This window comes from Prevotella sp. oral taxon 313, assembly GCF_003043935.1.
Taxonomy (GTDB): Bacteria; Bacteroidota; Bacteroidia; order Bacteroidales; family Bacteroidaceae; genus Prevotella; species Prevotella jejuni.
The window spans coordinates 1887645-1910799 of record NZ_PYXE01000001.1 but is presented as its reverse complement, the minus strand read 5'-3'; the positions used below and the strand labels follow the sequence as shown (position 1 = coordinate 1910799).

Genomic DNA, 23155 nt, shown 5'->3' with positions numbered 1-23155 from the left:
TATGGAAGACTTTAAACTCGATAGCATCGAAGATGCGCTGAAAGACTTTCGGGAGGGAAAGTTCGTTATCGTTGTTGATGACGAAGACCGAGAGAATGAAGGTGACCTTATTATGGCTGCAGAAATGATCACACCAGAGAAGGTTAACTTTATGTTGAAGAATGCACGAGGTGTGCTTTGTGTACCTATTACGATATCACGGGCGGAAGAATTGGACCTACCTCACCAAGTTTCTGATAACACATCAATGCTTGGTACTCCGTTCACCGTCACCGTTGATAAGCTGGAAGGCTGTTCGACAGGTGTGTCTACACATGATCGTGCTGAGACAATCAAGGCGTTAGCCGACCCAAAATCTACTCCACAGACCTTTGGCCGACCTGGTCATATCAACCCATTGTATGCTCAAGACAATGGAGTCCTGCGTCGTTCGGGTCATACCGAGGCTGCCGTCGATCTCTGTAAGCTCTCTGGCTGTTTCCCAGCGGGTGTGTTGATGGAGATAATGAACGAAGATGGATCGATGGCGCGTATGCCTGATTTGCAGAAACGTGCAAAGGAATGGGGACTGAAGATTATTAGTATCAAGGATATCATAGCTTATCGCTTGAAGACCGAGACAAGTATTGTTGTCGGTGAGGAGGTAGATCTCCCTACTAAATATGGTATGTTCCATCTGATTCCATTCCGTCAAGCGAATGGATTAGAGCACATGGCACTTATTAAAGGTACGTGGACAGAAAACGAACCGGTGCTTGTGCGTGTACACTCTTCATGTGCGACGGGCGATATTCTTGGTAGTCAACGTTGTGATTGTGGTGAGCAACTGCACAAGGCAATGGAGATGATTGAGAAAGAAGGTAAGGGTGTCCTTATCTATATGCAACAGGAAGGACGTGGCATCGGCTTGATGAATAAGATTGCTGCCTATAAACTGCAGGAAGAAGGACTTGATACTGTTGAGGCAAACCTCCACCTTGGCTTCCGTCCTGACGAACGTGATTATGGTTGCGGAGCACAGATGTTGCGCCATCTTGGCGTCCATAAGATGCGTCTGATTACAAACAACCCAACGAAGCGTGTGGGGCTTGAAGCTTACGGATTGGAGATTGAGGAGAATGTCCCTATTGAGATTACTCCTAATAAGTTTGATTATCGCTATTTGAAGACGAAGCGTGATCGCATGGGTCACGACTTGCATCTATAAAGATAATATACTATTGAAAGGCTTTGTAGTAAGCCTTGTTATCAATCCCACTATGGAGAGGCGTTCTGTCTCTTTATAGTGGGATTGTTGTTTATGCTTTTGGGAGTTCATCTTCATAATCTGTTCGAATCAAAAATGGTCTGTTGGCTGGTGGCGAATGGAGTAGGATAGAGTGGTGGTAGTGTTTTGTGACCTCTGACAGTTGTTACTCGTGTAAGTTTGTTAGCTACCAGTTGCTATGTGGAAATATGAGAAAAATGCTGCACTTATAGGTTTATGACAGGTGAGATGTTACTCAATAGGGTAAGTGTGGGCTTTTGTTGCAAGTTGTGTGAAGGGTAGGCACAAAGCTATGAATTGCTTGAGTGAATGTAAGTTAGAGAGGTCGATAGATGTAAAAGGAGGTTTTATATAGACGAATATGGTAAGTCTTTGTTTGCAAAGTAAAGTATATTAGGTATGTAAATATTATTGTATTTCATGTCTGTTTGGCTTTACGATAAGTATCTTAAAAGTACCGCTCTATACTTTAAGGGAATTTGCTTAGCTGTAAAAAATCATTACATAATATCGATCTAATTACCCTTACAATATGAGTATAAGAACTCTTATGATAGAGCTTATAATATGCAATAAGTCAATAGGTTACATATTGTCTTAAAGAAGACGCCCTTCTTGCTTCAAAAAGGGCGTCTTCAACATGCAAGAAGGGCATGTTCTTGAATGCAGTTAGGCCTCTTCTATTATCTTAAAAAGCGTGTACTCTATTCATGAAGGGTAAAAATAGTTGACAGAAAGGGGAGGGAGAGCGATTTCCATAGCCTCTAATACCCATCAGTCGTTACCTACTCCCATCACTAACACCATCCCTTAACACCCATCCACCATCACCTAACATTCATCTTCCATCACCTATTACCCACCAAGCACAAGCCCTTAACACCTATCCACCATCACCTAATACCCATTTTCCATCATCTATTACTCACCAAACACAAACCCTTAACACCTATTCACCATCACCTACCACCCATAATCCATCACCTATTACCCACCAAACACAAACCCTTAACACCTATTCACCATCACCTACCACCCATAATCCATCACCTATTACCCACCAAACACAAGCCCTTAACACCTATCCACCATCACCTAACACCCATAATCCAACACCTATTACTCACCAAACACAAGCCCTTAACACCCATCCACCATCACCTGACACCCATAATCCAACACCTATTACCCACCAAACACAAGCCCTTAACACCTATCCACCATCACCTAACACCCATTTTCCATCACCTACTACCCACCAAACACAAATCATTAACACCGATCACCTAACACTCATCACCCACCACCCATCAACTCTATTTGAGTATAACTCATGTGTTACTCGGTGAGTAGAATAGGTGTTCAGTTCTTGTAACAAGATTCTTCTTAGTATTTAATTTCTATCACTTTTAGTATCGGAAGAACCATATTTTTGTGGTTTTAGCTGTCAAATCGGCAGTAAAAATGTTATAATGATAAAATAAAGAAAGAAAAGTTACGTTATCAGAATGAATTTACGTACTTTTGTACTTGATATTATTCATAAAGAAAGATAAAGTTCGAAATGGCACAACTATCAGATCGTTTGAATCGACTGGCGCCTTCTGAAACATTAGCAATGTCGCAGAAGAGTAGTGAAATGAAAGCGCAGGGAATTGATGTTATCAATATGAGTGTGGGTGAACCAGACTTTATGACACCCGACCATGTGAAGGAAGCGGGCAAAAAAGCTATTGATGATAACTTCTCTAAGTATTCTCCTGTTCCTGGATATCCTGTTCTGCGTGAGGCAATTGTTAAGAAACTGAAGCAAGAGAATCACCTTGAATATGCTGTTTCAGAGATAGTTGTTGGCACAGGAGGTAAGCAAGGTGTATGCAATGCTATTTTGGCTTTGGTTAATCCTGGTGATGAGGTCATTATTCCTGCACCTTATTGGGTTAGTTACCCACAGATGGTAAAACTCGCTGGAGGCGTTCCTGTAATTGTTTCTGCTGGTATTGAACAGGATTTCAAGATTACGGCTGAACAGTTGGAGTATGCGATTACACCCAAGACAAAGATGATTATTCTTTGTTCTCCAAGTAATCCTACTGGTAGTGTCTACTCTGCAGAAGAGTTGGAGAGCTTAGCCAAGGTCGTCTTGGCACATGATGACTTGTTCGTTCTGTCAGATGAGATATACGAACACATTAATTATATAGGTGGTCATTGTAGTATTGCTTCTTGCCAAGGGATGAAAGACCGTACGATACTCTGCAATGGTGTTAGCAAAGCTTACGCTATGACAGGTTGGAGATTAGGCTGGATTGCTGCACCAGAGTGGATTGCAAAAGGAATTAATAAGCTACAAGGACAATATACGTCAGGTACATGTAGTGTAAGTCAAATGGCAGCTGTGGCTGCATACGAGGCTGATCAAGCTTGCGTGGCTGACTATCGTGAAGCATTTCGACGTCGTCGTGACTTGATAGTTAGGTTGGCAAAGGAGATACCTGGCCTTGAAGTGAATGTACCACAGGGTGCATTCTATCTCTTCCCTAAATGTTCAAGCTACTTTGGCAAGACAGATGGTAAGCATGTCATTCGTAGTTCGTCAGACCTCGCAATGTATATTCTTGAAGAAGGAGGCGTGGCAACAGTGGGTGGTGACGCTTTTGGTGCCCCAGAATGTTTCCGAATGAGTTACGCAACAAGTGATGATAATATTAAGGAAGCACTACGTCGTATCAAAGAAGTACTTTCAAAACTTAAATAGGGCTCGAAAGAGTAGATAGTAATAAAGTAGAGAGAGAAACCGTACATTTATAACTGTTAAATGTTATTAATCCTATCTCTATTTTTCTTTTAATTACTATCTTTGCGGAGATAAGACACTGTGTTGAACGAGCTCACATACGGCTCGTATCATACAAATGCTTATAAATCAGAAAGATATTAACAAATTAATTCATTAATAACCTAAAAATTAAAATTTTATCAAATTATGGCAACTACACAACAAAAACCAGTCCCACAGAAAAAGTCTGAGGGCTTCACAGGAGTTAGAGGTGCATTTTGGATTATCATCTTTTGCGCTATCGTTGCGTTCGCATTGTTCTACTTTTGGTTCGGCAATCAGATGCACTTCCAGGATGGTGCTGCACGTGAGAACCCAGCAGACGTTTGGGGTACTATCTTCAAGGGTGGCGTAGTCGTTCCTGTTATCCACACTCTCTTGTTGACAGTGCTCGCTATGTCTATCGAGCGTTGGATGGCTTTGAAGACTGCTTTCGGTAAGGGTGCCCTTCCAAAGTTCGTTGCAAACATCAAGAGTGCTCTTAACGCTAATGACCTTGCTAAGGCTAACCAACTCTGCGATCAGCAGAAGGGTTCTGTAGCAAACGTTGTTAAGGCTTCTTTGAACGCTTACAAGGATATGGAGACTGGTGCTAATGCTAACCTTAAGAAGGCTCAGAAGGTAGCTAAGATTCAGCAGGCTCACGAGGAGGCTACTCAGCTCGAGATGCCAACTCTGACAATGAACCTCCCTATCATTGCTACTCTCGTAACTCTTGGTACTCTTACTGGTCTTCTCGGTACTGTAACCGGTATGATCAAGTCGTTCTCTGCTCTTTCTGCAGGTGGTGGTGCTGACTCTGCTGCACTTTCTGCTGGTATTTCTGAGGCGTTGATCAACACCGCTTTCGGTATTGCAACATCTTGGTGTGCAGTGGTATCATACGGTTACTACTCTAACAAGGTTGACAAGTTGACTTTCGCCCTCGACGAGGTTGGTTATTCTATCGCTCAGACATACGAAGTAAACCACACAGACGAGGCTTAATTTTTGCTAACCCTTTAATAATTTATCGCTATGGGTAAAGTAAAAGTTAAGAAGAATGACACTTTTATCGACATGACGCCTATGTCAGACGTTATGACCCTGTTGCTTACCTTCTTTATGCTGACTTCTACTTTCGTTAAGAATGAGCCAGTGAAGGTAAATACTCCGGGTTCTGTGTCTGAAACTAAGGTGCCTGAGAATGGTGTCTTGACAATTCTCGTTAGTCCTGAAAAAGGACCTAATGGAAAGCCTACTGGCGAAGGCCAGGTTTTCATGAGCTACGATAATACCAATGAGTTGGGACAGATCGTAGGCAATATGGGCATTACATTGACTCCTGCACAGAAGAAAACTTTTGTTGCTGAGTCTACATTTGGTACTCCGCTCGATAAGTTGGCTGCTTATTTGTCTAAGCCTGCTGCAGAGCGTAGTAAAGAACTCCCTAAGATGGGTATTCCTCTCGATAGTATCCAAGGACAGGAGATGACTGAGTTCCAACAGTGGGTTAACGCAGCCCGCCAGGTGAACCCAAAGGTTAGACTTGCTATCAAGTCTGATGCTGACTCTCCTTATGGTACCGTTAAGAAGGTAATGAGCGAACTCCAAGATATGGATGAGAGCCATTACTATATGATCACACAGTTGGACGCTAAAAAGGCTGCTCAGGCAGCTAATAAGTAAGGAGATCAAAGTATGGAAATGATGGATACAGGAAAAGGAGGCGGCAAGCAGAAGAAGATGACCGTCCGCGTAGACTTTACGCCGATGGTGGATATGCTTATGTTGCTGATTACTTTCTTCATGCTTTGTACTTCGCTTAGCAAGCCTTCAACTATGGAGTTGACGATGCCAAGTAATGATAAAACTCAGAATGAGAACCAGAAGAATGAGGCTAAGGAGTCACACTCTATTACAATTTACATTGCTGACGGAGATAAAATCTTCTATGGTAATGGTAAACCAGAGTATGATAACGCTAATTGGCTGAAGCCTGCTGATTGGAGTAATACTTCAAAAGGTATTCGCTACGTTCTTCAACATAAGCAAGTGGGTGATCCTTCTACTGGTGAAGCTATCTCTATCCCATATAAGGATATGGATATCGCTGTAAAGGATCTGAATCGCAAGAAGGCTGAGAACCCTAAGGCTTATCCTGATAGCATCTATCAGGCTGAGATTGCATCGATTAAAGGTGGTATGATTGATGGCAAGAAGGTTTCAACCATGACTGTCATTATTAAACCAACTGATCATGCTTCATATCGTCACTTGGTAGACATCCTCGATGAAATGCAGATTTCATATATTGGAACTTACGTCATTGACAAGCTGACAGACCAAGACAAGGCACTCTTAGCCAAGAAAGGTATAAAGGCTTAATCACTGATTCGTAAACAATTAAAGAAAGAAAGACAATGGCAAAAATAGATTTATGCGATCCTAAATGGGTCGACATGGTGTTCGCCGACAAGAACAAGGAGTACGGTGCATACAAGCTTCGTAAAACTGTTTCTCAGCGTAACATCAAAGCGTTAGCTATTCTGCTTTGTGCTGCATTCCTCGGTGGTGGTTACTTAGCTTATCAGATTAAGAAGCACAACGACGAGTTGGCTGCTCAAGCTGCTTATGCTGCTAAGATGGAATTAGCTGCTCTTGAGCAGGCTAAGAAAGATCAGGCTGAGCGTAAGAAGCAACAGAAGAAGGAAGAACCTAAGAAGGTTGACGTTGAAAAGGTTGTTCCTGAAACTCGTGCAACTGTTAAGTTTACAGCCCCTGTCATCAAGGATGATAAGGATGTAAAGGAAGAGATGCCACCAATGGTCAAGATGAACAAGGAGACCAAGGCAGTCGGTGTTGAGAACAAGGAAGGTACGGAAGATCGTACTGAAACTGCAGCTCGTAGTACCGTTGCTACTCCTGAGCAGATTGTACCAAAGATCGAAAAGCCTGTTGTTGAGGCTCCAAAACCAGAGCCAAAGCAGGAGGTTGAGAATAAGGTCTTCACAGTGGCAGAGGTTATGCCTTCGTTCCCGAACGTAAATGCTTGGTTGGCTTCTCACATCCAGTACCCAGCTGTAGCAGCTGAGAATGGTGTGCAGGGTCGTGTTATCGTTAAGTTCGTTGTAGGACGCGATGGTAGCGTAAGTCAGGCACAGATTGTTCGTGGTGTTGACCAGTCACTCGACCGTGAGGCGCTTCGTGTTGTTAACAGCATGCCGAAGTGGTCTCCTGGTATGAACAATGGTCAGCCAGCAAACGTTTGGTTTACTCTCCCTATTACCTTCAAACTGCAGTAAAAGCAAATATTATATGAAAAGAACCAGATTCTACATAACAGTAGGATTGATGCTATCCCTCGGCTTCCTTCTGTCTGCTTGCGGACAGAAGAAAGCTAAGGACGGCAGAACAGATACACCGACGTCAGGGACGATTCAATTCGCCTCTGACGAAAGTTTTAGTCCTATTATAGAGGAACTGTTACAGAATTATCAGTTCCGCTACCCACAAACTCACTTGTTGCCAATCTATACAGATGACAACAAAGGTATGCAACTGATTCTCGACCAGAAGGTTAATCTTTTCTTTACTTCTCATGCACTGACGAAGGGAGAGGATGCCATGTTACGAGAGAAAGGTCCTATTCCAGCGGTATTCCCGATAGGATATGATGGAATTGCTTTCATTGTGAACAATACGAATGCTGATTCATGTATTACGGTCACAAATGTTAAGAAGATTCTCAGCGGACAGATTACTAAGTGGAATCAACTGAACCCGAAGAATAACAAAGGTAACATAGAAGTTGTCTTTGATAACAAGGCTTCAGCAACATTGCACTATGTAGTCGATTCGATATTAGGTGGAAAGAATATTAAGGGGGCGAACATTGTTGCTGCAAGCAATAGTAAGTCGGTTGTCGACTATGTTCATAAGACTCCTAACGCCATAGGTGTTATTGGTTCAAACTGGTTGAATGACCACAGAGACTCAACAAACACTACATTTAAGAAAGATATTACCGTAGTAGGTATCTCACAGGCTACTGTAGCACAGCCTGGTAACAGTTGGCAGCCATACCAAGCTTATCTCTTGGATGGAAGGTATCCGTTTGTTAGAACAATCTATGCGATAGTTGCTGACCCTCATAAGGCACTTCCATGGGCATTTGCTAACTTCGTAACGAACCCTATTGGGCAGAAGATTATCTTCAAGGCTGGTCTATTACCTTATCGTGGAGAGATTAACATCCGTGAGGTAGAGGTAAAGACACAGTAGTGGTTTAATGATTAACTACGGATCATCTGACAGGATACAGATGTAATAAGAGCTACCAGTGCATGTGGTTTTAGCATCAGATTACTTGTTCCCAAACTGGGACGAAGATATTGGTGTAAGCTACCATTGTAAGTGGTTGAGCAATGATTATGTGTCCTCTTGCTAAGTTGGACATATCGTGCAAGCAGCCATCGCAGGTGGTTTAAGTATTAAGTATAGGTCATCTTGCTAAGTCGGAAGTATGGTAAAGGCACAGCCATCACAAATGGTCTAATTCTTAACTACTGATAATCATGTTGTGTTGGAAAAGCCGTACAAATTTTCATCACATGTGGTTTAAGCAATTAACTACGAGCCCTTTAGTTGGATGGAGGTATTGTACAAATCACCAAAGTATGTAGCTTAAGTATTAATTACGTGTTATCTAACAGGTAAGTCTTGGCAAGAAACATTAAATTAGAGGTAGTTATAGACGTAGAGTAAGTAGTTATAAGATAGAGATAAATGATCTTGCTTATCCTTGATAATAATCAATTATGGATATTTTCTTTAAACTATTATGTCATGATAGGCGTCTTAATAAATAATGTGTTCACTTAAATTGAAAATTAAAGAGAGAGAATTATGAAGACAAAGAAATATTTAATAGCTGGAGCTTTGATGTTGGCAATGTCAACTCCAGTAATGGCACAGGATGTTGATTACGCAGTAGCTCTAAAGCCTATTGTAGCTGCTATCGAAGCTGCACCAAATGATCCAAAGGCAGCCAAGGACCTCATCAAGGAGTATCAAAAGACCTTTAAGAAGAGTGAAGAGGCTATTGTTGCGTTGGGTAATGTTTATCTTTTGCAGCATAACTACGATGCAGCAACAGAGATTGCCAACAATGTTATCAATAATAAGAAATTTAAGGGCAGCTTAGCATACGTTCTTTTGGGCGACATTGCTGCTCTTAAGGACTCTATTGGTAATGCGGGTGCAGCTGCTACACAGTATCAGAACGCAATTACTGTTGATCCACAGAACGTAACAGCTTACGAGCGTTATGCAAAGGTTTTTCGTCATGTAAATTCAAAGGTTGCTGTTCAGAAACTTGAAGAACTTCGTAAGGTTAAGCCAGACTATCCTGTAGAGGCAACTGCAGCTGAAATCATGTTGAATGACGGTAAGTATAAGGAAGCTTTGGAGTGGTATGGTAAGGCTAATCCTGCTAATATGTCAGAGGATAACTTCTATAACTATGGCTTCGCGGCATACATAACAAAAGACTACCAGAGAGCTTTGGATGTTGTAAAGCAGGGTTTACAGAAATTCCCTAACAGTGAGTACTTGAGCCGTATAGCAATGATGGCATCTGTTGAGTTGAAGGATTATGCTTCAGCTATCAACTATGGAAAGGCTGTATTCGCTGGTTCTGGTAAGAAGGTAGCTAACGACTACGATGTATATGCAAAGGCTCTCTGTGGTGCTCAGCAGTATGACGAGGCTATTAGCACTGTCAACAAGGCACTTGAAGCTGATAAGAACAATATTGAACCATTGAAGACTTTGGCCGCTATCTATGCTGCACAGGGTAATGATGATAAAGCACTTGAGGTTCAGCAGGAGTATCTTTCAAAGAGCAAGAAGGCTACTAACAACGACTGGGCAACACTTGCCAACACATACATTGCAAAGGCAGATGGCTTGACAGACCGTGCTGCAAAGAATGCGGTTCTCGCTAAGGCTCTTGACGTTTATGAGCAGATGGTTGCCAAGTTCCCAACAATCTCTGACTGGGTATGGTTGAACCAAGCTAACGTAGCTCAGTTAATGAACGACCCAGATAAGGTTGCTGAGATATATCAGAAGGTTGCTGCATACGAAGAGGCAAAGCCAACACTCGACGAAGATAGCAAGAGCTATTTGGAGAACGTTTACTATGGTCTTGGTTACTATTACTCAAAGAAGGGTAATAAGCCTCTTGCAGACGAGTACTTCAACAAGGTGCTGAAGGTTAACCCTAACAATGAGGGTGCAAAGAAGGCTTTAGGAATGTAATTATCCGTAATATTTATTAGGTATAAGGGCGATGGTCGTAATGACTATCGCCCTTTTTTTTAATGTTACAACGCTGGCGTAGGAGGCTTGTCGTAGGTAAGATCCGTTATTGCCTATGTCGTTCTAACATTTTAAATCCCCATTATAGATGAGTTTTAGTTACTCTTATCAATAACAGAGAATAGTGTGTTGCAAATTATTTTCATGAAAAAAAATATTTTTCTTCATGAAAATAAATATTTCTTCTCGTGAAAATAAATATTTCTTCACACGAGAATAAATTGTCGAAGATAGATTCTTGCGATAGAAGAAAGAAATAATTAAGCAGATAATATTGGTGTTTCTATAGCTTTAGAGATGATAGGTTCTACCCTTAGATTGGGCTGTTATTAATGGAGGTAAAGTTTAGCTATATTCTTGTTCATTCTTTTGCAAACGAAGAAGGAAGCATATCACTTTGAGTTTTAGACAGACCTTTGTTAGTGTCATGCTTCCTTATCGTGTTACTCTATGGTTCTCTATATCCAATAGAGAGGGTAGAGTGTATTAGAGTCGTTTCTTTGTTCGTATTTTATGAACTAATCTAAACACATGTAGAGAATATAAGTGACAATATGACGGATGTCATTTTTCTGTTCACAAAGATAGGTTAAATTTCTCAAAGATGCTTTCAAGAAAAGCGAAAATCATTGCACTCTAATGTATAAATTATCTTTCTTATCCTTTTTCGTGAGTGTCATTTTATCTTTTCTCGTTAATTTTGTGTATCTTTGTGAACGTTTGAAAAGTCACAAAACAAAGTGTTCAATAGTGTTCGGCTTGTCTACTTAGCCCTATATGTCTCTCTTGGCTGACATGATAGGATAACCTCTAATTGGTTTGCAGATAGTAGACGGTAGAAGATGAACACACCTCAAGCAATAGTGAAAATAATAGAACATATAACACGATAAGCATTGAAAACAGAAAGAAAGATAAGTCCGTGGGCATGGATTCCTTCTCTTTATTTCGCAGAGGGCCTGCCTTATATTGCCGTAACGGTGTTGTCACTTCAAGTCTATATGCAGATGGGGCTGTCAGATGCCGAAGTTACGTTTTACACATCATGGCTTTATCTGCCTTGGGTTATCAAACCCTTGTGGAGTCCCTTCCTTGATTTGATAAAGACAAAACGATGGTGGATTATCATTATGCAAACGCTTGTGGGAGCAGCCTTTGCTGGAGTAGCTTTTACGGTTAACACGTCTCTATGGCTTCAAGGAACCATCTGTTTCTTCTGGTTACTTGCTTTCAGTAGTGCTACGCATGATGTAGTTGCCGATGGGTTCTATATGATGGGACTCAACCAGCACGACCAAGCCTTTTTCGTTGGTATTCGTTCTACCTTCTATCGTATTTCTATGGTCGTCGGAAAGGGTGGACTGATTGCTCTTGCAGGTTTTCTGCACATGAGCTTTGATGTACAATGGACGTGGTCGCTTGTGTTCTATGGCCTGATGGCACTCTTTATGGGTCTTGCTCTCTATCATCGTTTGATACTCCCTTGTCCATCTGAAGACGCAGAGAGAGAACAAGTTTCAGCTTGCCATTTATTACGCAGCTTTGGGCAGACCTTTCTCTCCTTCTTCAAAAAGGAACAAGCACTAACCACTATTTGCTTTCTATTACTCTTTCGATTGCCAGAGGCATTAATTATACCTATCTCTCAACTTTTCCTACAAGCATCGAAGGCAAAGGGAGGGATAGCACTTTCCGAGATTGAGTATGGTACAGTGAATGGTATAGTTGGTACAGTAGGCCTCTTGATAGGTGGTGTTATAGGAGGAATGATGATTAGTCGTGATGGTTTGAAGCGTTGGATATGGCCGATGACTGCAGCTATCACGTTGCCTAATTTGGCCTACGTTTACCTCGCCTATATGCTTCCAGACAACGTAATAGCCGTTAGTGTAGCCGTATTTATCGAGAATTTCGGTTATGGTTTTGGGTTCAGTGCTTATATGCTCTTTATGATTTATTTCAGTCAGGGTGAACACAAAACCAGTCATTACGCCCTCTGTACGGGTTTTATGGCATTGTCAATGATGGTTCCGGGACTATTTGCGGGAACATTAGCACAGGCTGTGGGTTATCGTTGGTTCTTTGTAATCGTGATGATAGTCTGCATCTTCCCCTTCTTGGTAGCTCATCAGCTACGTATTGATGAGGACTTTGGAAAGAAGTAATGGTTGGGGGCTGGGCTTTGAAGAGAAAGGAAAGGAGCGAGAAGGTAGCCATTGCATGGGAAGACTGGCTAAAAGGCGGTGGCTTGTAGAAATGGACCGTGGAAAAGGCGATAATAGTCAGAAGGCGAGAAGGGAGGATGAAAGGGGAGAGAAGCTTAGGTTGGAATTTCCTTCAGGAGAATTTCGATAAGGCGAGGTAAGGCATATTTCTCAAGGTCTTGCTTGTCTATCCAGATGAAGTCGGAGGGTAACTGTGGTTGTACCTTGGGCTGCCAAAGGTAGAAATCAGCAAGTAGAATTTGATGAGTAAGAACATGTTTCATCCCTTTCCGTAGTAGTTGTGCTTCTGTTTCCCATCTATCTCCTATGGAAGGAGCAAGCAGTTCGGGTAGTGGAAATTCCCATAATCCCTGCCAAATATCGCCAGCACCACGTTGATGGATGGCAATCTCGTCTCCATATTCAATATATAAATAGGTGAGATGGCGTTCCCGTTGTTTCACCTTCTTGCTTTTTATGGGTAGTTCATTAACACGTTGCTCACGGAAAGCGATGCATGTTTCACATAAAGGGCAAGTGTTGCAATGAGGAGAAGATGGTGTACACTGAATAGCACCAAAGTCCATTATTGCCTCATTGTAGTCAGCTGGTTCGCTTGTAGGTAAAAGAGATTGAGCCAGTGTTTGAAACTCTTTCTTGCCGTTGGTGCTGTCAATAGGAGTTTTTATGCCATAATAACGAGAGAGGACACGATACACATTGCCATCCACCACGGCTACCGGTTCGCCAAAAGCAATAGAAGCAATGGCAGCAGCAGTGTAATCACCCACCCCCTTCAGTGCTTTCAATCCCTTGAAAGTCTGTGGAAATCCACCTAATTCAACCACCTGTTGGGCAGCAGTATGTAGGTTTCGTGCACGGGAGTAATAGCCTAATCCCTGCCAAGCCTTTAGTACCTCGTCCTCCGTAGCAGCAGCCAGTTCGTTTACCGTAGGCCATTGTTCCATAAAATGTTGCCAGTAGCTCAGACCTTGAGCGATACGAGTTTGTTGTAGAATGACCTCGCTAAGCCAAATAGCGTATGCGTCATTCGTATCCCGCCAAGGCAGGCATCGTCCGTTGTTTTTGAACCATTGAAGGAGTGTTGCAGCGAAATTCATGGGGCAAAGGTAGTTAAAAAGTAGAAAAAGAATGAAAAGTAACGTGGCGATTTGTTGCTAAAATCATTATTATTTCCTATTTTTGCCATGACTATTACCCTGCGATGGCATAAAATGACATTACTTATCATGTAGTGGAAGTATTGTAAATACAAGCCGAGGATAGGGAAAATTAATGTAGAATTAGAGGTTATAAAAGATGAGAAACAAGATGAAGAAAATACTAATGGGCCTTGCCCTCATTGTGGCAACACTCTCGGTAAGCTCATGTGCCACACGTGAGTCAGCTGTTAATGACTTAGAGAAATTTTCGTACGAATTGCGAGATAACAGTCAGTATTATACTGCAAAGAAGTGGCGTAAGGCTGTGAACAAGTTCGGTAGGATACGTCGTGAGATAGCACGGCATGACTATACCGTTGCAGAACGCCAGCGTATCGGTAGACTCGAAGGCGATTGTGCACGCTATATGGTGCGAGGAGCTAAGGACGGAGTGGTGAATAGTGTCTTTGGTCTCGGTAGTGAGATACAAGGTATATTAGATGCTCTCGGTATCAAGCGTAATGAATAAACTTAAAGAGAGCTTTGTAGGGAGTTAAGAACAAAACAGCAGCGCTCAGAGAACAAGCATAATAAAACAAAAGATGGCAGCTTATTAGACTTTAATCAATTAGTTGCTCACCTTTTGTTTTTTTTTGATTTAAAATATTGTTTAGTCACCTTTAATTAGTAACTTTGCACATCAAATCCATAAAATGTTTTACAATGGCTGGTAAAAAACAAATTAAGACTGCTCTTATTTCGGTCTTTCACAAAGATGGACTTGAGGATTTGCTCAAGAAATTACACGAAGAAGGCGTTAAGTTCCTAAGTACTGGCGGTACACAGGAGTTTATTGAGTCCTTAGGCTATGAGTGCCAAAAGGTTGAAGAGGTTACATCTTACCCTTCTATTCTTGGTGGTCGCGTAAAGACACTCCACCCAAAGATATTCGGAGGAATCCTCTCTCGTCGTGATAATGCAGGCGATCAAGAACAGATGGAGGAGTATGATATTCCATTTATCGACCTTGTTATCGTAGACCTCTATCCTTTCGAACAGACAGTAGCCAGTGGTGCCAGTGCAGAGGATATCATTGAGAAGATTGATATTGGTGGTATCTCGCTGATACGTGCAGGTGCTAAGAACTTCAAGGATGTTGTCATTGTGCCAAGTAAAGCAGAATATCCTGTGTTGCTTCAGATACTTAACACGAACGGAGCACAGACAGATATTGAAGACCGAAAGATGTTTGCAGAGCGTGCTTTTGGTGTTAGTAGTCATTATGATACCGCTATTCATCGTTGGTTTGCAGCGGAATAAGCACATAAGATAAAGAATTAGGAATTTACAAAATACACATATTATTAATGGGATTATTTTCATTTATCCAGGAAATAGCTATGGACCTGGGAACGGCAAACACAATCATTATCAGTGATGATAAGATTGTTGTTGATGAGCCGTCAGTAGTAGCTCTGGACCGTCGCACAGATAAGATGATTGCTGTGGGAGGTGATGCGAAGATGATGTACGAGAAGGAACATCCCAATATTCGTACTATTCGCCCTTTACGCGACGGTGTTATTGCAGACTTTACGGCTTGTGAGCAGATGATGCGTGGACTTATTAAGATGGTTCACACTGGTAATCGCTTCTTCTCTCCTTCACTTCGTATGGTGATAGGAGTGCCATCTGGCTCTACAGAAGTAGAACTTCGTGCAGTGCGTGACTCAGCAGAACACGCTGATGGTCGTGATGTTTACCTTATCTTCGAACCAATGGCAGCAGCCCTTGGTATGGGTCTTGATGTAGAGGCACCAGAGGGTAACATGATTGTTGATATCGGTGGTGGAAGTACGGAGATAGCTGTGATTTCTTTAGGAGGTATCGTATGTAACAACTCTATCCGTGTTGCTGGTGATGATCTTACAGCTGATATTCAAGAATATATGAGCCGCCAGCACAATGTAAAGGTCAGTGAGCGTATGGCAGAACGTATCAAGCTTCATGTGGGTTCAGCGCTGACGGATCTTGGTGAGGAGGCCCCAGAGGATTACATCGTACATGGTCCTAACCGTATAACAGCTCTTCCTATGGAGGTACCTGTATGCTATCAAGAGATTGCTCATTGCCTTGATAAGACAGTAGCAAAAATTGAGAATGCTGTACTTTCAGCATTGGAAAACACTCCACCTGAGCTTTATGCTGATATCGTAAAGAATGGTATCTATCTCAGTGGTGGTGGTGCTTTGCTTCGTGGTATCGACAAGCGTCTGACTGATAAGATTAATATTCCATTCCATATAGCCGAAGACCCATTGCACAGTGTGGCTAAGGGTGCCGGTATTGCATTGAAGAACGTAGACCGATTCTCGTTCTTAATGAGATAACAATAACTGTTCATGCACAATCTGACAGAGTTCCTTGCTAAGTACAAGCATTGGTTCTTGTTCGTTGCCCTGGAAGTCTTGAGTATGGTTCTCCTGTTCCGATTCAATGACTATCAGGGCAGTGTGTGGTTCACGTCGGCAAACTACGTTGCTGGTTTGGCTTATGAAGGGAGTTCGAAGGTTACATCATATCTGACAATGGGTGAGGTGAATGAAGCTTTAACCAAGCGTAACCTCGAATTGGAACAGCAAGTTAAGGCATTGTCCGCCCAACTGTATGATAAAACAAAGGATTCTACCTTTCTTCATAAAGGTCAGTATCGTTTTCTATCTAAGTTCCGTTTGATACAAGCAAAGGTTGTTGCTAACTCGCTGGATAAGCCAAATAACTTTATCACCATCAATAAGGGAACATGGGATGGAGTACAGAAGGATATGGGTGTAGCCTGTGGTAATGGCGTTGTAGGTATTGTCTATATGGCAGGTATCCATTATGCTGTTGTTATCCCAGTGCTGAATTCAAAGTCAAATATCAGTTGTTCCATTCAAGGACGTGACTACTTTGGTTATCTTCATTGGAATGGTGGCGCATCTGATGTAGCCTATTTGGATGATATACCTCGACATGCTAAGTTTAAGTTAGGCGATCGTGTCGTGACGAGTGGATATTCTTCCGTTTTCCCAGCTGGGGTGTTAGTAGGCAAGGTAAAGCATGTCTATAATTCGGAGGATGGTCTCTCTTATCGCTTGCAGATACAGCTCTCAACTGATTTCGGTAATCTTCGTGATGTTTGTGTAATAGACGATGCTTCTATAAGAGACCAACGAGAAGTTATAAAAGCAGCACAAGATTCTATCAAGCCTATTGAGGAGCAGATAGGAAATAAAGCACAGTAAGCTGTGACTATCAATAGTATTAGTTTGGAGAAAGGCCGGATAAGTCCACTTTATAAGCAATTTCTTCGTTTTGTGTGACTATTATCCCCTTTATATACACGTATAGAAAGAATGAATATAGATTTTCTAAAACGTTTGTTTTGGTTTACTGTTTTGACGGTAGCACAGGTGTTTGTACTTAATCACATCCATCTGTTTGCTGTTGCCACGCCATTGCTTTATATCTATTTCATTCTTCTTTTCCCTCGTAATTATCCTCAGTGGGCTATTCTGTTATGGGCTTTTGTGATGGGACTAACGATTGACACCTTCTCGAATACGCCAGGTGTAGCTGCAAGTTCGTTGACTTTAATAGCTGCTTTACAACCTTTTGTGTTGCAGCTGTTCATTCCTCGCGATAGTAGTGAGAACTTCCAAGCAGGTATGGATACGTTAAGTATACCGCAATATACGTGGTATGTGGCCATTCTCACCTTGATATACTGTGTTGTCTTCTTCTCTTTAGAGATGTTCAGCTTCTTTAATGTGTTTGAATGGCTACAGTGTATTGGAGGTAGTTCATTGCTCACTGTGATTCTTATTCTTGTTGTTGAGAACGTTAGGAGGCGATAAGAAATGAAGAATTATGACTTAGAAAAACGTCGCCTCGTGCTTAGTGCTGTTGCAATAGGTATCGTGGCGATATATATCATACGCCTTTTTGCTCTTCAGATAGCCAGTGACGACTATCGGAAGAGTGCTGATTCTAATGCTTTCCTAAAGAAGATTGAGTTCCCATCGCGTGGTACTATCACTGATAGGAACGGTAAGCTGCTGGTTTATAATCAGCCTGCTTACGACATCATGGTTGTTACTAACGAGATGAGGGGCCATCTTGACACGCTCGAGTTTTGTAAGGCTTTGAACATAACTAAGGCCGACTTTATTAACCGGATGGTTAATATCAAGGATAGAAACAAGAATCCAGGATACTCACGTTTCACGCAACAACTCTTCTTGAGCCAGTTAAGTGATAAAGACTTTAGTGCTTTCCAAGAGAAACTCTATCGTTTCCCAGGCTTCTATATAAGGAAACGTAGTGTTCGACAGTATCAACAACCTATTGCAGCCCATGTCCTTGGCGACGTTGCCGAGGTAAGTCAGAGTGATATAGAGGATGATGACTACTATCAGGCAGGCGATTATATCGGTAAGATGGGTATCGAGCGTGAGTATGAAAAAGACTTACGTGGTGTAAAGGGAGTACAGATACTTCTGCGAGATGCGCATGGTCAGATACAAGGTCGCTATCAGAATGGTAAGTATGATCAGCGTCCACATCCTGGACGAGACATTCAGCTTGGTCTTGATGCCAATCTTCAAGCCCTTGGCGAACGTTTGATGGAAGGAAAACTCGGTGCTATCGTGGCTATTGAACCTAAGACGGGACAGATCTTAGCAATGGTCTCAGCGCCTACTTTCGACCCTCGTGCTATGATAGGTAAACTGCGTGGTAAGTATCAGCGTGAGATGACCTTAGACCCAGCTAAGCCTCTGCTCAATCGTGCGATAATGGGTCAGTATCCTCCAGGTTCAACGTTTAAGACCGGACAGGCTGTTACTTATTTCACAGAAGGGATTGTTACTGACTCAACTCGTTATCCTTGTCATCATGGATTTAACTTTAAGGGACTCCATGTAGGTTGTCACGCTCATGCCTCCCCAATTTCTTTGGTACCTTCCATTAGTACTTCTTGTAACAGTTATTACTGTTGGGGACTCTATCACATGCTCTCCAATCGTAGGAAGTATAAGACGTTGGAGGATGCGATGAACGTATGGCGCGATTATATGGTATCAATGGGCTTTGGTTATAAACTTGGTATTGACCTTCCAGGAGAGAAGCGAGGAATGATTCCTAATGCGAAGTTCTATGATAATGCCTTTAAGAAATGGAACCCATTATCAGTAATCTCTATCTCTATTGGACAAGGTGAGGTCAACCTTACCCCATTACAGATTGCCAACTTGGGTGCTACGATTGCCAATCGTGGATATTTCATTACGCCACACGTTGTACGTAATATTCAAGGCAAGAAACTGGATAAGAAGTATCTTGAGAAGCATCGTACAAAGGGAAGCATTAAAGCTTATCAAGAGGTAATAGCGGGTATGATGTCCTCCGTTCGTGGTGGAACATGTGCGCATGCAGTCCATCCTGGTTACTCGTTAGCTGGTAAGACGGGTACAGCACAGAACCGTGGTAAGGACCACTCAGTGTTTATGGGCTTTGCACCGGTCGATACTCCGAAGATAGCCATTGCCGTTTATGTTGAGAATGGTGGGTTTGGTGCTGATTACGGTGTGCCTATCGGCTCACTCATGATAGAGCAGTATATCAACGGTAAACTGACCCCAGGGGATGAAGCTCGTGCTGCAGCTCTTCAGAGCCGTCACATCTCTTACTCCTTTAAGCGTCCTCTCTCACGTGCAGACTCAGTTCGTCTCGATTCAATAAAACGTGTGAATGTTATTCGCGACTCACTGAAGAAGGTCAGAGAAAAGCAGGACATGGCTGTAGCCGAGAAACTTAAAGAGGCAAAGGCAAAGAAGGATGCAGAAGATAAGGAGAAGAAGAAGGAACCTCAGAACGACCCTGCTATCCGTGTAGAGCCTGATACGAAGGTCAAGACAGAAAAGAAAGACAAGGATAAGGGCGACGATAAGAAGGAAAAAGATAAAGAAAAGAATAAGGAAACACGAAAGGAGAGTAAAGAGAATTCTAAGGACAAGGAAAAGCCTAAGGACCAACCAAAGGACAGACCCAAGGAACAAACCAAGGTGAAGTCCAAAGAACAGGCAAAAGATAAGCCTAAGGAACGGTCGAAGGATAAAACTAAAGAGCAAGTAAAAGATAAGCCTAAGGAGCAGATTAAAGATAAGTCTAAGGGTCAATCCAAGGCGAAACAAAATAGTAAGGAGAAAGTAAATCGTGCCAAGTAATTATACAGCAGACAGACAGCCGGGTGTTCTTCGTTCATTAGACTGGTGGACGATTGGTATCTATATAGCGTTACTCACTTTCGGGTGGGTAAGCGTCTGCGGTGCGAGTTATACTTATGGAGATACAGAGATCTTCTCACTTTCAACTCGTTCGGGTATGCAAATCGTGTGGATTGGTACTTCTATCTGTTTAGGCTTTGTGCTTCTAATGATGGACGACCGCTTCTATGACACCTTTGCTTACGTAATCTATGGTTTATTAGTGCTCCTCCTATTTGCCACAATCTTTAATCCTCATAGTATTAAAGGTTCACGTTCATGGATAGTGCTTGGTCCACTCCGACTTCAACCTGCCGAGTTTGCTAAGTTCGCAACGGCATTGGCAATTGCCAAGTTTATGTCTGCTTACGGCTTTACAATTAAGAATTGGAAGCATTTCGCAGGTGCTTGTGGAATCATATTCCTACCGATGTTATGTATTGTAGGGCAGCGCGAGACAGGTTCAGCATTGGTTTATCTTTCTTTCTTCCTCATGCTTTATCGTGAAGGAATGTCTGGTGCATTTCTCTTTACGGGACTGGCAATGATCATTTATTTCGTTGTTGGAATCAAGTATGAGGATATATTGTTGTGGGACACACCAACGTCTTTAGGAAAGTTTGTGGTCCTCTTGCTTGTTCAGGTATTCTCATCCGTTATGGTATGGGTGTATGTGGGCGACAAGGGACGTATGCGCTTGTTATTAACCTACGTCTTTGGTATTACAGCCCTTGCCTTATTATTCTCTGAATTTGTCATACCTTTTGATGTTGTTTGGGTTCAGTTGGTTATATCAGCATGTGTCATAGGCTATTTAGTCTATAATGCGATGAATACTCGCTTTGCCAACTATTTCTATATAGCATTGTTTGCTTTAGGTTCAATAGCCTTTTTCTATTCAGCAGACTATGTTTTGAACGATGTCATGCAGCCCCACCAACGAGTACGTATCAATGTACTCTTAGGATTGGATGAGGACCTTGCAGGAGCGGGATATAATGTGCATCAGAGTGAGATTGCCATCGGCTCTGGTGGTTTGCAGGGTAAAGGGTTCTTGAATGGGACGCAGACAAAGTTGAAGTTCGTGCCTGAGCAAGACACCGACTTTATCTTCTGTACTGTAGGAGAGGAGGAAGGCTTCCTTGGTTCGGCCTCAGTACTTGTGTTGTTCCTCTGTCTTATCCTTCGACTGATGTACCTTGCCGACCGACAACCCTTTAAGTTCGGACGGGTCTATGGCTATTGTGTGGCAGGAATCTTCCTGTTCCACGTGTTTATAAACGTCGGGATGGTACTCGGTCTGACGCCTGTAATCGGTATTCCGTTACCATTCTTTAGTTACGGAGGTTCTTCTCTTTGGGGTTTCACATTACTTTTATTTATCTTCCTCCGCATTGATGCTGGGCGTAATCTTATCCGTCAGTAAGAGATAAGATTACGCTTAGATGATTTTCCTTTTATGATTTATGCTGATAAAAGGATATTCCTTTGCTCTTTTTGTATGTGGAATAGCCCTTTTTGGAGTTCTTCCGTTAAATGTGTGGACGCTTTTCGTAGTGCTTTAACGTAAGAGCCAAAGTTACTCATAAAACAAAAATATAGCTGAGAAAGTCGTCAACTATTTATCCTATTTTCATCCTCTTTCATTGAAAATCTTTTCGTTTTAAGACATCGAAAACCTGCAGATAAGGGTTAAAAAATCATTACATAATTTCAAAGAAAACATCTATAAATAACGGCAAAAATACACACATGAAGCAGGTTTACAATCAACAGAATATCAATTAGTTATAAGCAGTAAAGTAAAAGGTGCTTAGTTGGACTTCAAAAGGGCGTTAGCAAGGGTCTTAAAGAGCATCTTTTGCAAGCCAGAAGGGCGTCTTTTAGAAGCCAAAAGAGCATGTATTGGGTCTGAGCTGTACAAAAATAGTTTACAAACATGATTTAATAAGGGAATAAGTAGGTTATAGATGACAGATAGACATCACACCTAATTACATTTATCATATAGTTTACCTCCCCCTTATAAAACAATTTTATTGGAGGTAAGCTTACCATGTATGTGGATTAATCTCATTCTATTTACAATCTACACATTTAACGGAAGAACCCTTTTTGGGGTGTCTGTTGCTTTTGAAAGTATGTGTCTGTGTGTCTTTGTCATTGGTCATAATATTTCACGCGGCACGGTTCTTTGTAAGGTGTATAATGGTCTATATCATTACAGAATATGGTGAGTAAGAGGATTAATCGCCGTTGAATGAAAGAAAGTATAATGTAAGTGCTTATCTAATAGGATATTAGATTTACCATACACCAATAATAGCAACACTGTCAAGTATAGTAATGTCGCTTTGATTAGCATTACTTGTTTATTGCGGTTTATCGCCCTTTCTTATTTTGTTCAGCTAAGGACAGATTATAGTATAGATAAAGACTGCTTTAAGACTCCGATGTGTGGAGCTTGAAGCAGCCTTTATTATTTGTCTTTACTACTTATTTCTTAAGAAGTCTGATACCAACGTCACTAATTCCTGGGACGGACTCACGGCTCATGATATGATGTATTGTGACATGCAACGAATCGTTGCGATTGAGCTGGAAGGAAGTGATAGGCTGACGTATCTCAGTGCTTGTGATACCTTTCTGACCAACCAAAGTACCCTTGTCGTTGACAATCTCGCAGTTAACAGTATCGTTGTATGTTCTCTCTTGTTTTTTACGTTGCTTGTAGTTGATAACCTTCCGTTCAATAATCATACTTATATTGCGGTAAGGATAAGTTCGCGCAGCACGTAGACAAAGGTCTAACTGGTAGTTACCCTCCCATTGTCGAGGAATATCAAAAGTAAGTGTGTCATTGCGCAACCATCCCTGTAGCGACACACCTCTGTATTGGTCGTAGGTGCGTGGGTCGTTACATGAAGTAGTACTCATGATGGTAATCATGAGTACTATTATATATAATAAGGTGGAAACCTTATGTTTCATTCTTGTGTTCTTTCCGTTTG

The 23155-nt window shown here is 41.9% G+C and carries 18 protein-coding genes; 16 read left to right on the top strand and 2 right to left on the bottom strand.

The window, feature by feature from the left end; translation table 11 throughout:
• Position 1: 1 nt before the first annotated feature.
• From AXF23_RS07465 to AXF23_RS07425, 9 genes are all read left to right on the top strand, one after another.
• Positions 2-1207 (top strand): bifunctional 3,4-dihydroxy-2-butanone-4-phosphate synthase/GTP cyclohydrolase II, encoded by a 1206-nt coding sequence (locus AXF23_RS07465; RefSeq protein ID WP_107624868.1) that lies wholly within the window; start codon positions 2-4, stop codon positions 1205-1207.
• Positions 1208-2831: 1624 nt separating this feature from the next.
• Positions 2832-4025 carry a pyridoxal phosphate-dependent aminotransferase gene (locus AXF23_RS07460; RefSeq protein WP_107624867.1) on the top strand — a complete coding sequence of 398 codons (1194 nt, stop codon included), beginning with the start codon at positions 2832-2834 and terminating at the stop codon, positions 4023-4025.
• 228 nt (positions 4026-4253) lie between these two features.
• Positions 4254-5093, top strand: coding sequence for a MotA/TolQ/ExbB proton channel family protein (locus AXF23_RS07455; protein WP_107624866.1), 840 nt, complete (start codon positions 4254-4256; stop codon positions 5091-5093).
• A gap of 30 nt (positions 5094-5123) precedes the next feature.
• A complete protein-coding gene (locus AXF23_RS07450) occupies positions 5124-5774 on the top strand; it encodes an ExbD/TolR family protein (RefSeq protein ID WP_009012243.1) in 651 nt (216 codons plus the stop codon).
• Between the two features lie 12 nt (positions 5775-5786).
• Entirely contained in the window at positions 5787-6473 is a 687-nt protein-coding gene (locus AXF23_RS07445; RefSeq protein WP_009012244.1) for an ExbD/TolR family protein, read from the top strand.
• A gap of 35 nt (positions 6474-6508) precedes the next feature.
• Positions 6509-7390, top strand: a complete 882-nt coding sequence (locus tag AXF23_RS07440; protein ID WP_107624865.1) for an energy transducer TonB — start codon at positions 6509-6511, stop codon at positions 7388-7390.
• 13 nt (positions 7391-7403) lie between these two features.
• Positions 7404-8369, top strand: a complete 966-nt coding sequence (locus AXF23_RS07435) for a PstS family phosphate ABC transporter substrate-binding protein (RefSeq protein WP_009012246.1) — start codon at positions 7404-7406, stop codon at positions 8367-8369.
• Between the two features lie 624 nt (positions 8370-8993).
• Positions 8994-10409: a tetratricopeptide repeat protein gene (locus AXF23_RS07430; protein WP_107624864.1), complete on the top strand. Its 1416-nt coding sequence runs from the start codon at positions 8994-8996 to the stop codon at positions 10407-10409.
• 956 nt (positions 10410-11365) lie between these two features.
• Positions 11366-12634 carry an MFS transporter gene (locus tag AXF23_RS07425; RefSeq protein WP_107624863.1) on the top strand — a complete coding sequence of 423 codons (1269 nt, stop codon included), beginning with the start codon at positions 11366-11368 and terminating at the stop codon, positions 12632-12634.
• 155 nt (positions 12635-12789) lie between these two features.
• On the opposite strand, the gene mutY is transcribed toward AXF23_RS07425, so the two are convergent.
• Positions 12790-13794: an A/G-specific adenine glycosylase gene (gene mutY, locus AXF23_RS07420; RefSeq protein ID WP_107624862.1), complete on the bottom strand. Its 1005-nt coding sequence runs from the start codon at positions 13792-13794 to the stop codon at positions 12790-12792.
• A 211-nt stretch (positions 13795-14005) separates the two neighbouring features.
• Here mutY and AXF23_RS07415 point away from each other — a divergent pair, with 211 nt between their 5' ends.
• From AXF23_RS07415 to rodA, 7 genes are all read left to right on the top strand, one after another.
• On the top strand, positions 14006-14365 hold the full coding sequence (locus AXF23_RS07415; RefSeq protein ID WP_233251256.1) for an outer membrane protein assembly factor BamD: 360 nt from the start codon (positions 14006-14008) through the stop codon (positions 14363-14365).
• A gap of 194 nt (positions 14366-14559) precedes the next feature.
• On the top strand, positions 14560-15156 hold the full coding sequence (locus AXF23_RS07410) for an IMP cyclohydrolase (RefSeq protein ID WP_107624860.1): 597 nt from the start codon (positions 14560-14562) through the stop codon (positions 15154-15156).
• A 47-nt stretch (positions 15157-15203) separates the two neighbouring features.
• A complete protein-coding gene (locus tag AXF23_RS07405; RefSeq protein WP_009012252.1) occupies positions 15204-16226 on the top strand; it encodes a rod shape-determining protein in 1023 nt (340 codons plus the stop codon).
• A 12-nt stretch (positions 16227-16238) separates the two neighbouring features.
• The gene (gene mreC / locus AXF23_RS07400; RefSeq protein WP_009012253.1) at positions 16239-17123 is read left to right on the top strand and encodes a rod shape-determining protein MreC; all 885 of its coding nucleotides are present in this window, start codon (positions 16239-16241) and stop codon (positions 17121-17123) included.
• 111 nt (positions 17124-17234) lie between these two features.
• Entirely contained in the window at positions 17235-17735 is a 501-nt protein-coding gene (mreD, locus tag AXF23_RS07395; protein WP_107624859.1) for a rod shape-determining protein MreD, read from the top strand.
• Between the two features lie 3 nt (positions 17736-17738).
• Positions 17739-20105 carry a penicillin-binding protein 2 gene (gene mrdA / locus AXF23_RS07390; RefSeq protein WP_107624858.1) on the top strand — a complete coding sequence of 789 codons (2367 nt, stop codon included), beginning with the start codon at positions 17739-17741 and terminating at the stop codon, positions 20103-20105.
• Positions 20095-21570 carry a rod shape-determining protein RodA gene (gene rodA, locus AXF23_RS07385; protein ID WP_089365536.1) on the top strand — a complete coding sequence of 492 codons (1476 nt, stop codon included), beginning with the start codon at positions 20095-20097 and terminating at the stop codon, positions 21568-21570. Before mrdA ends, rodA begins: the two co-directional genes overlap by 11 nt.
• Positions 21571-22640: 1070 nt before the next feature.
• Here rodA and AXF23_RS07380 read toward each other — a convergent pair.
• Positions 22641-23135: a gliding motility lipoprotein GldH gene (locus AXF23_RS07380; RefSeq protein WP_107624857.1), complete on the bottom strand. Its 495-nt coding sequence runs from the start codon at positions 23133-23135 to the stop codon at positions 22641-22643.
• Between the last annotated feature and the right edge of the window lie 20 nt (positions 23136-23155).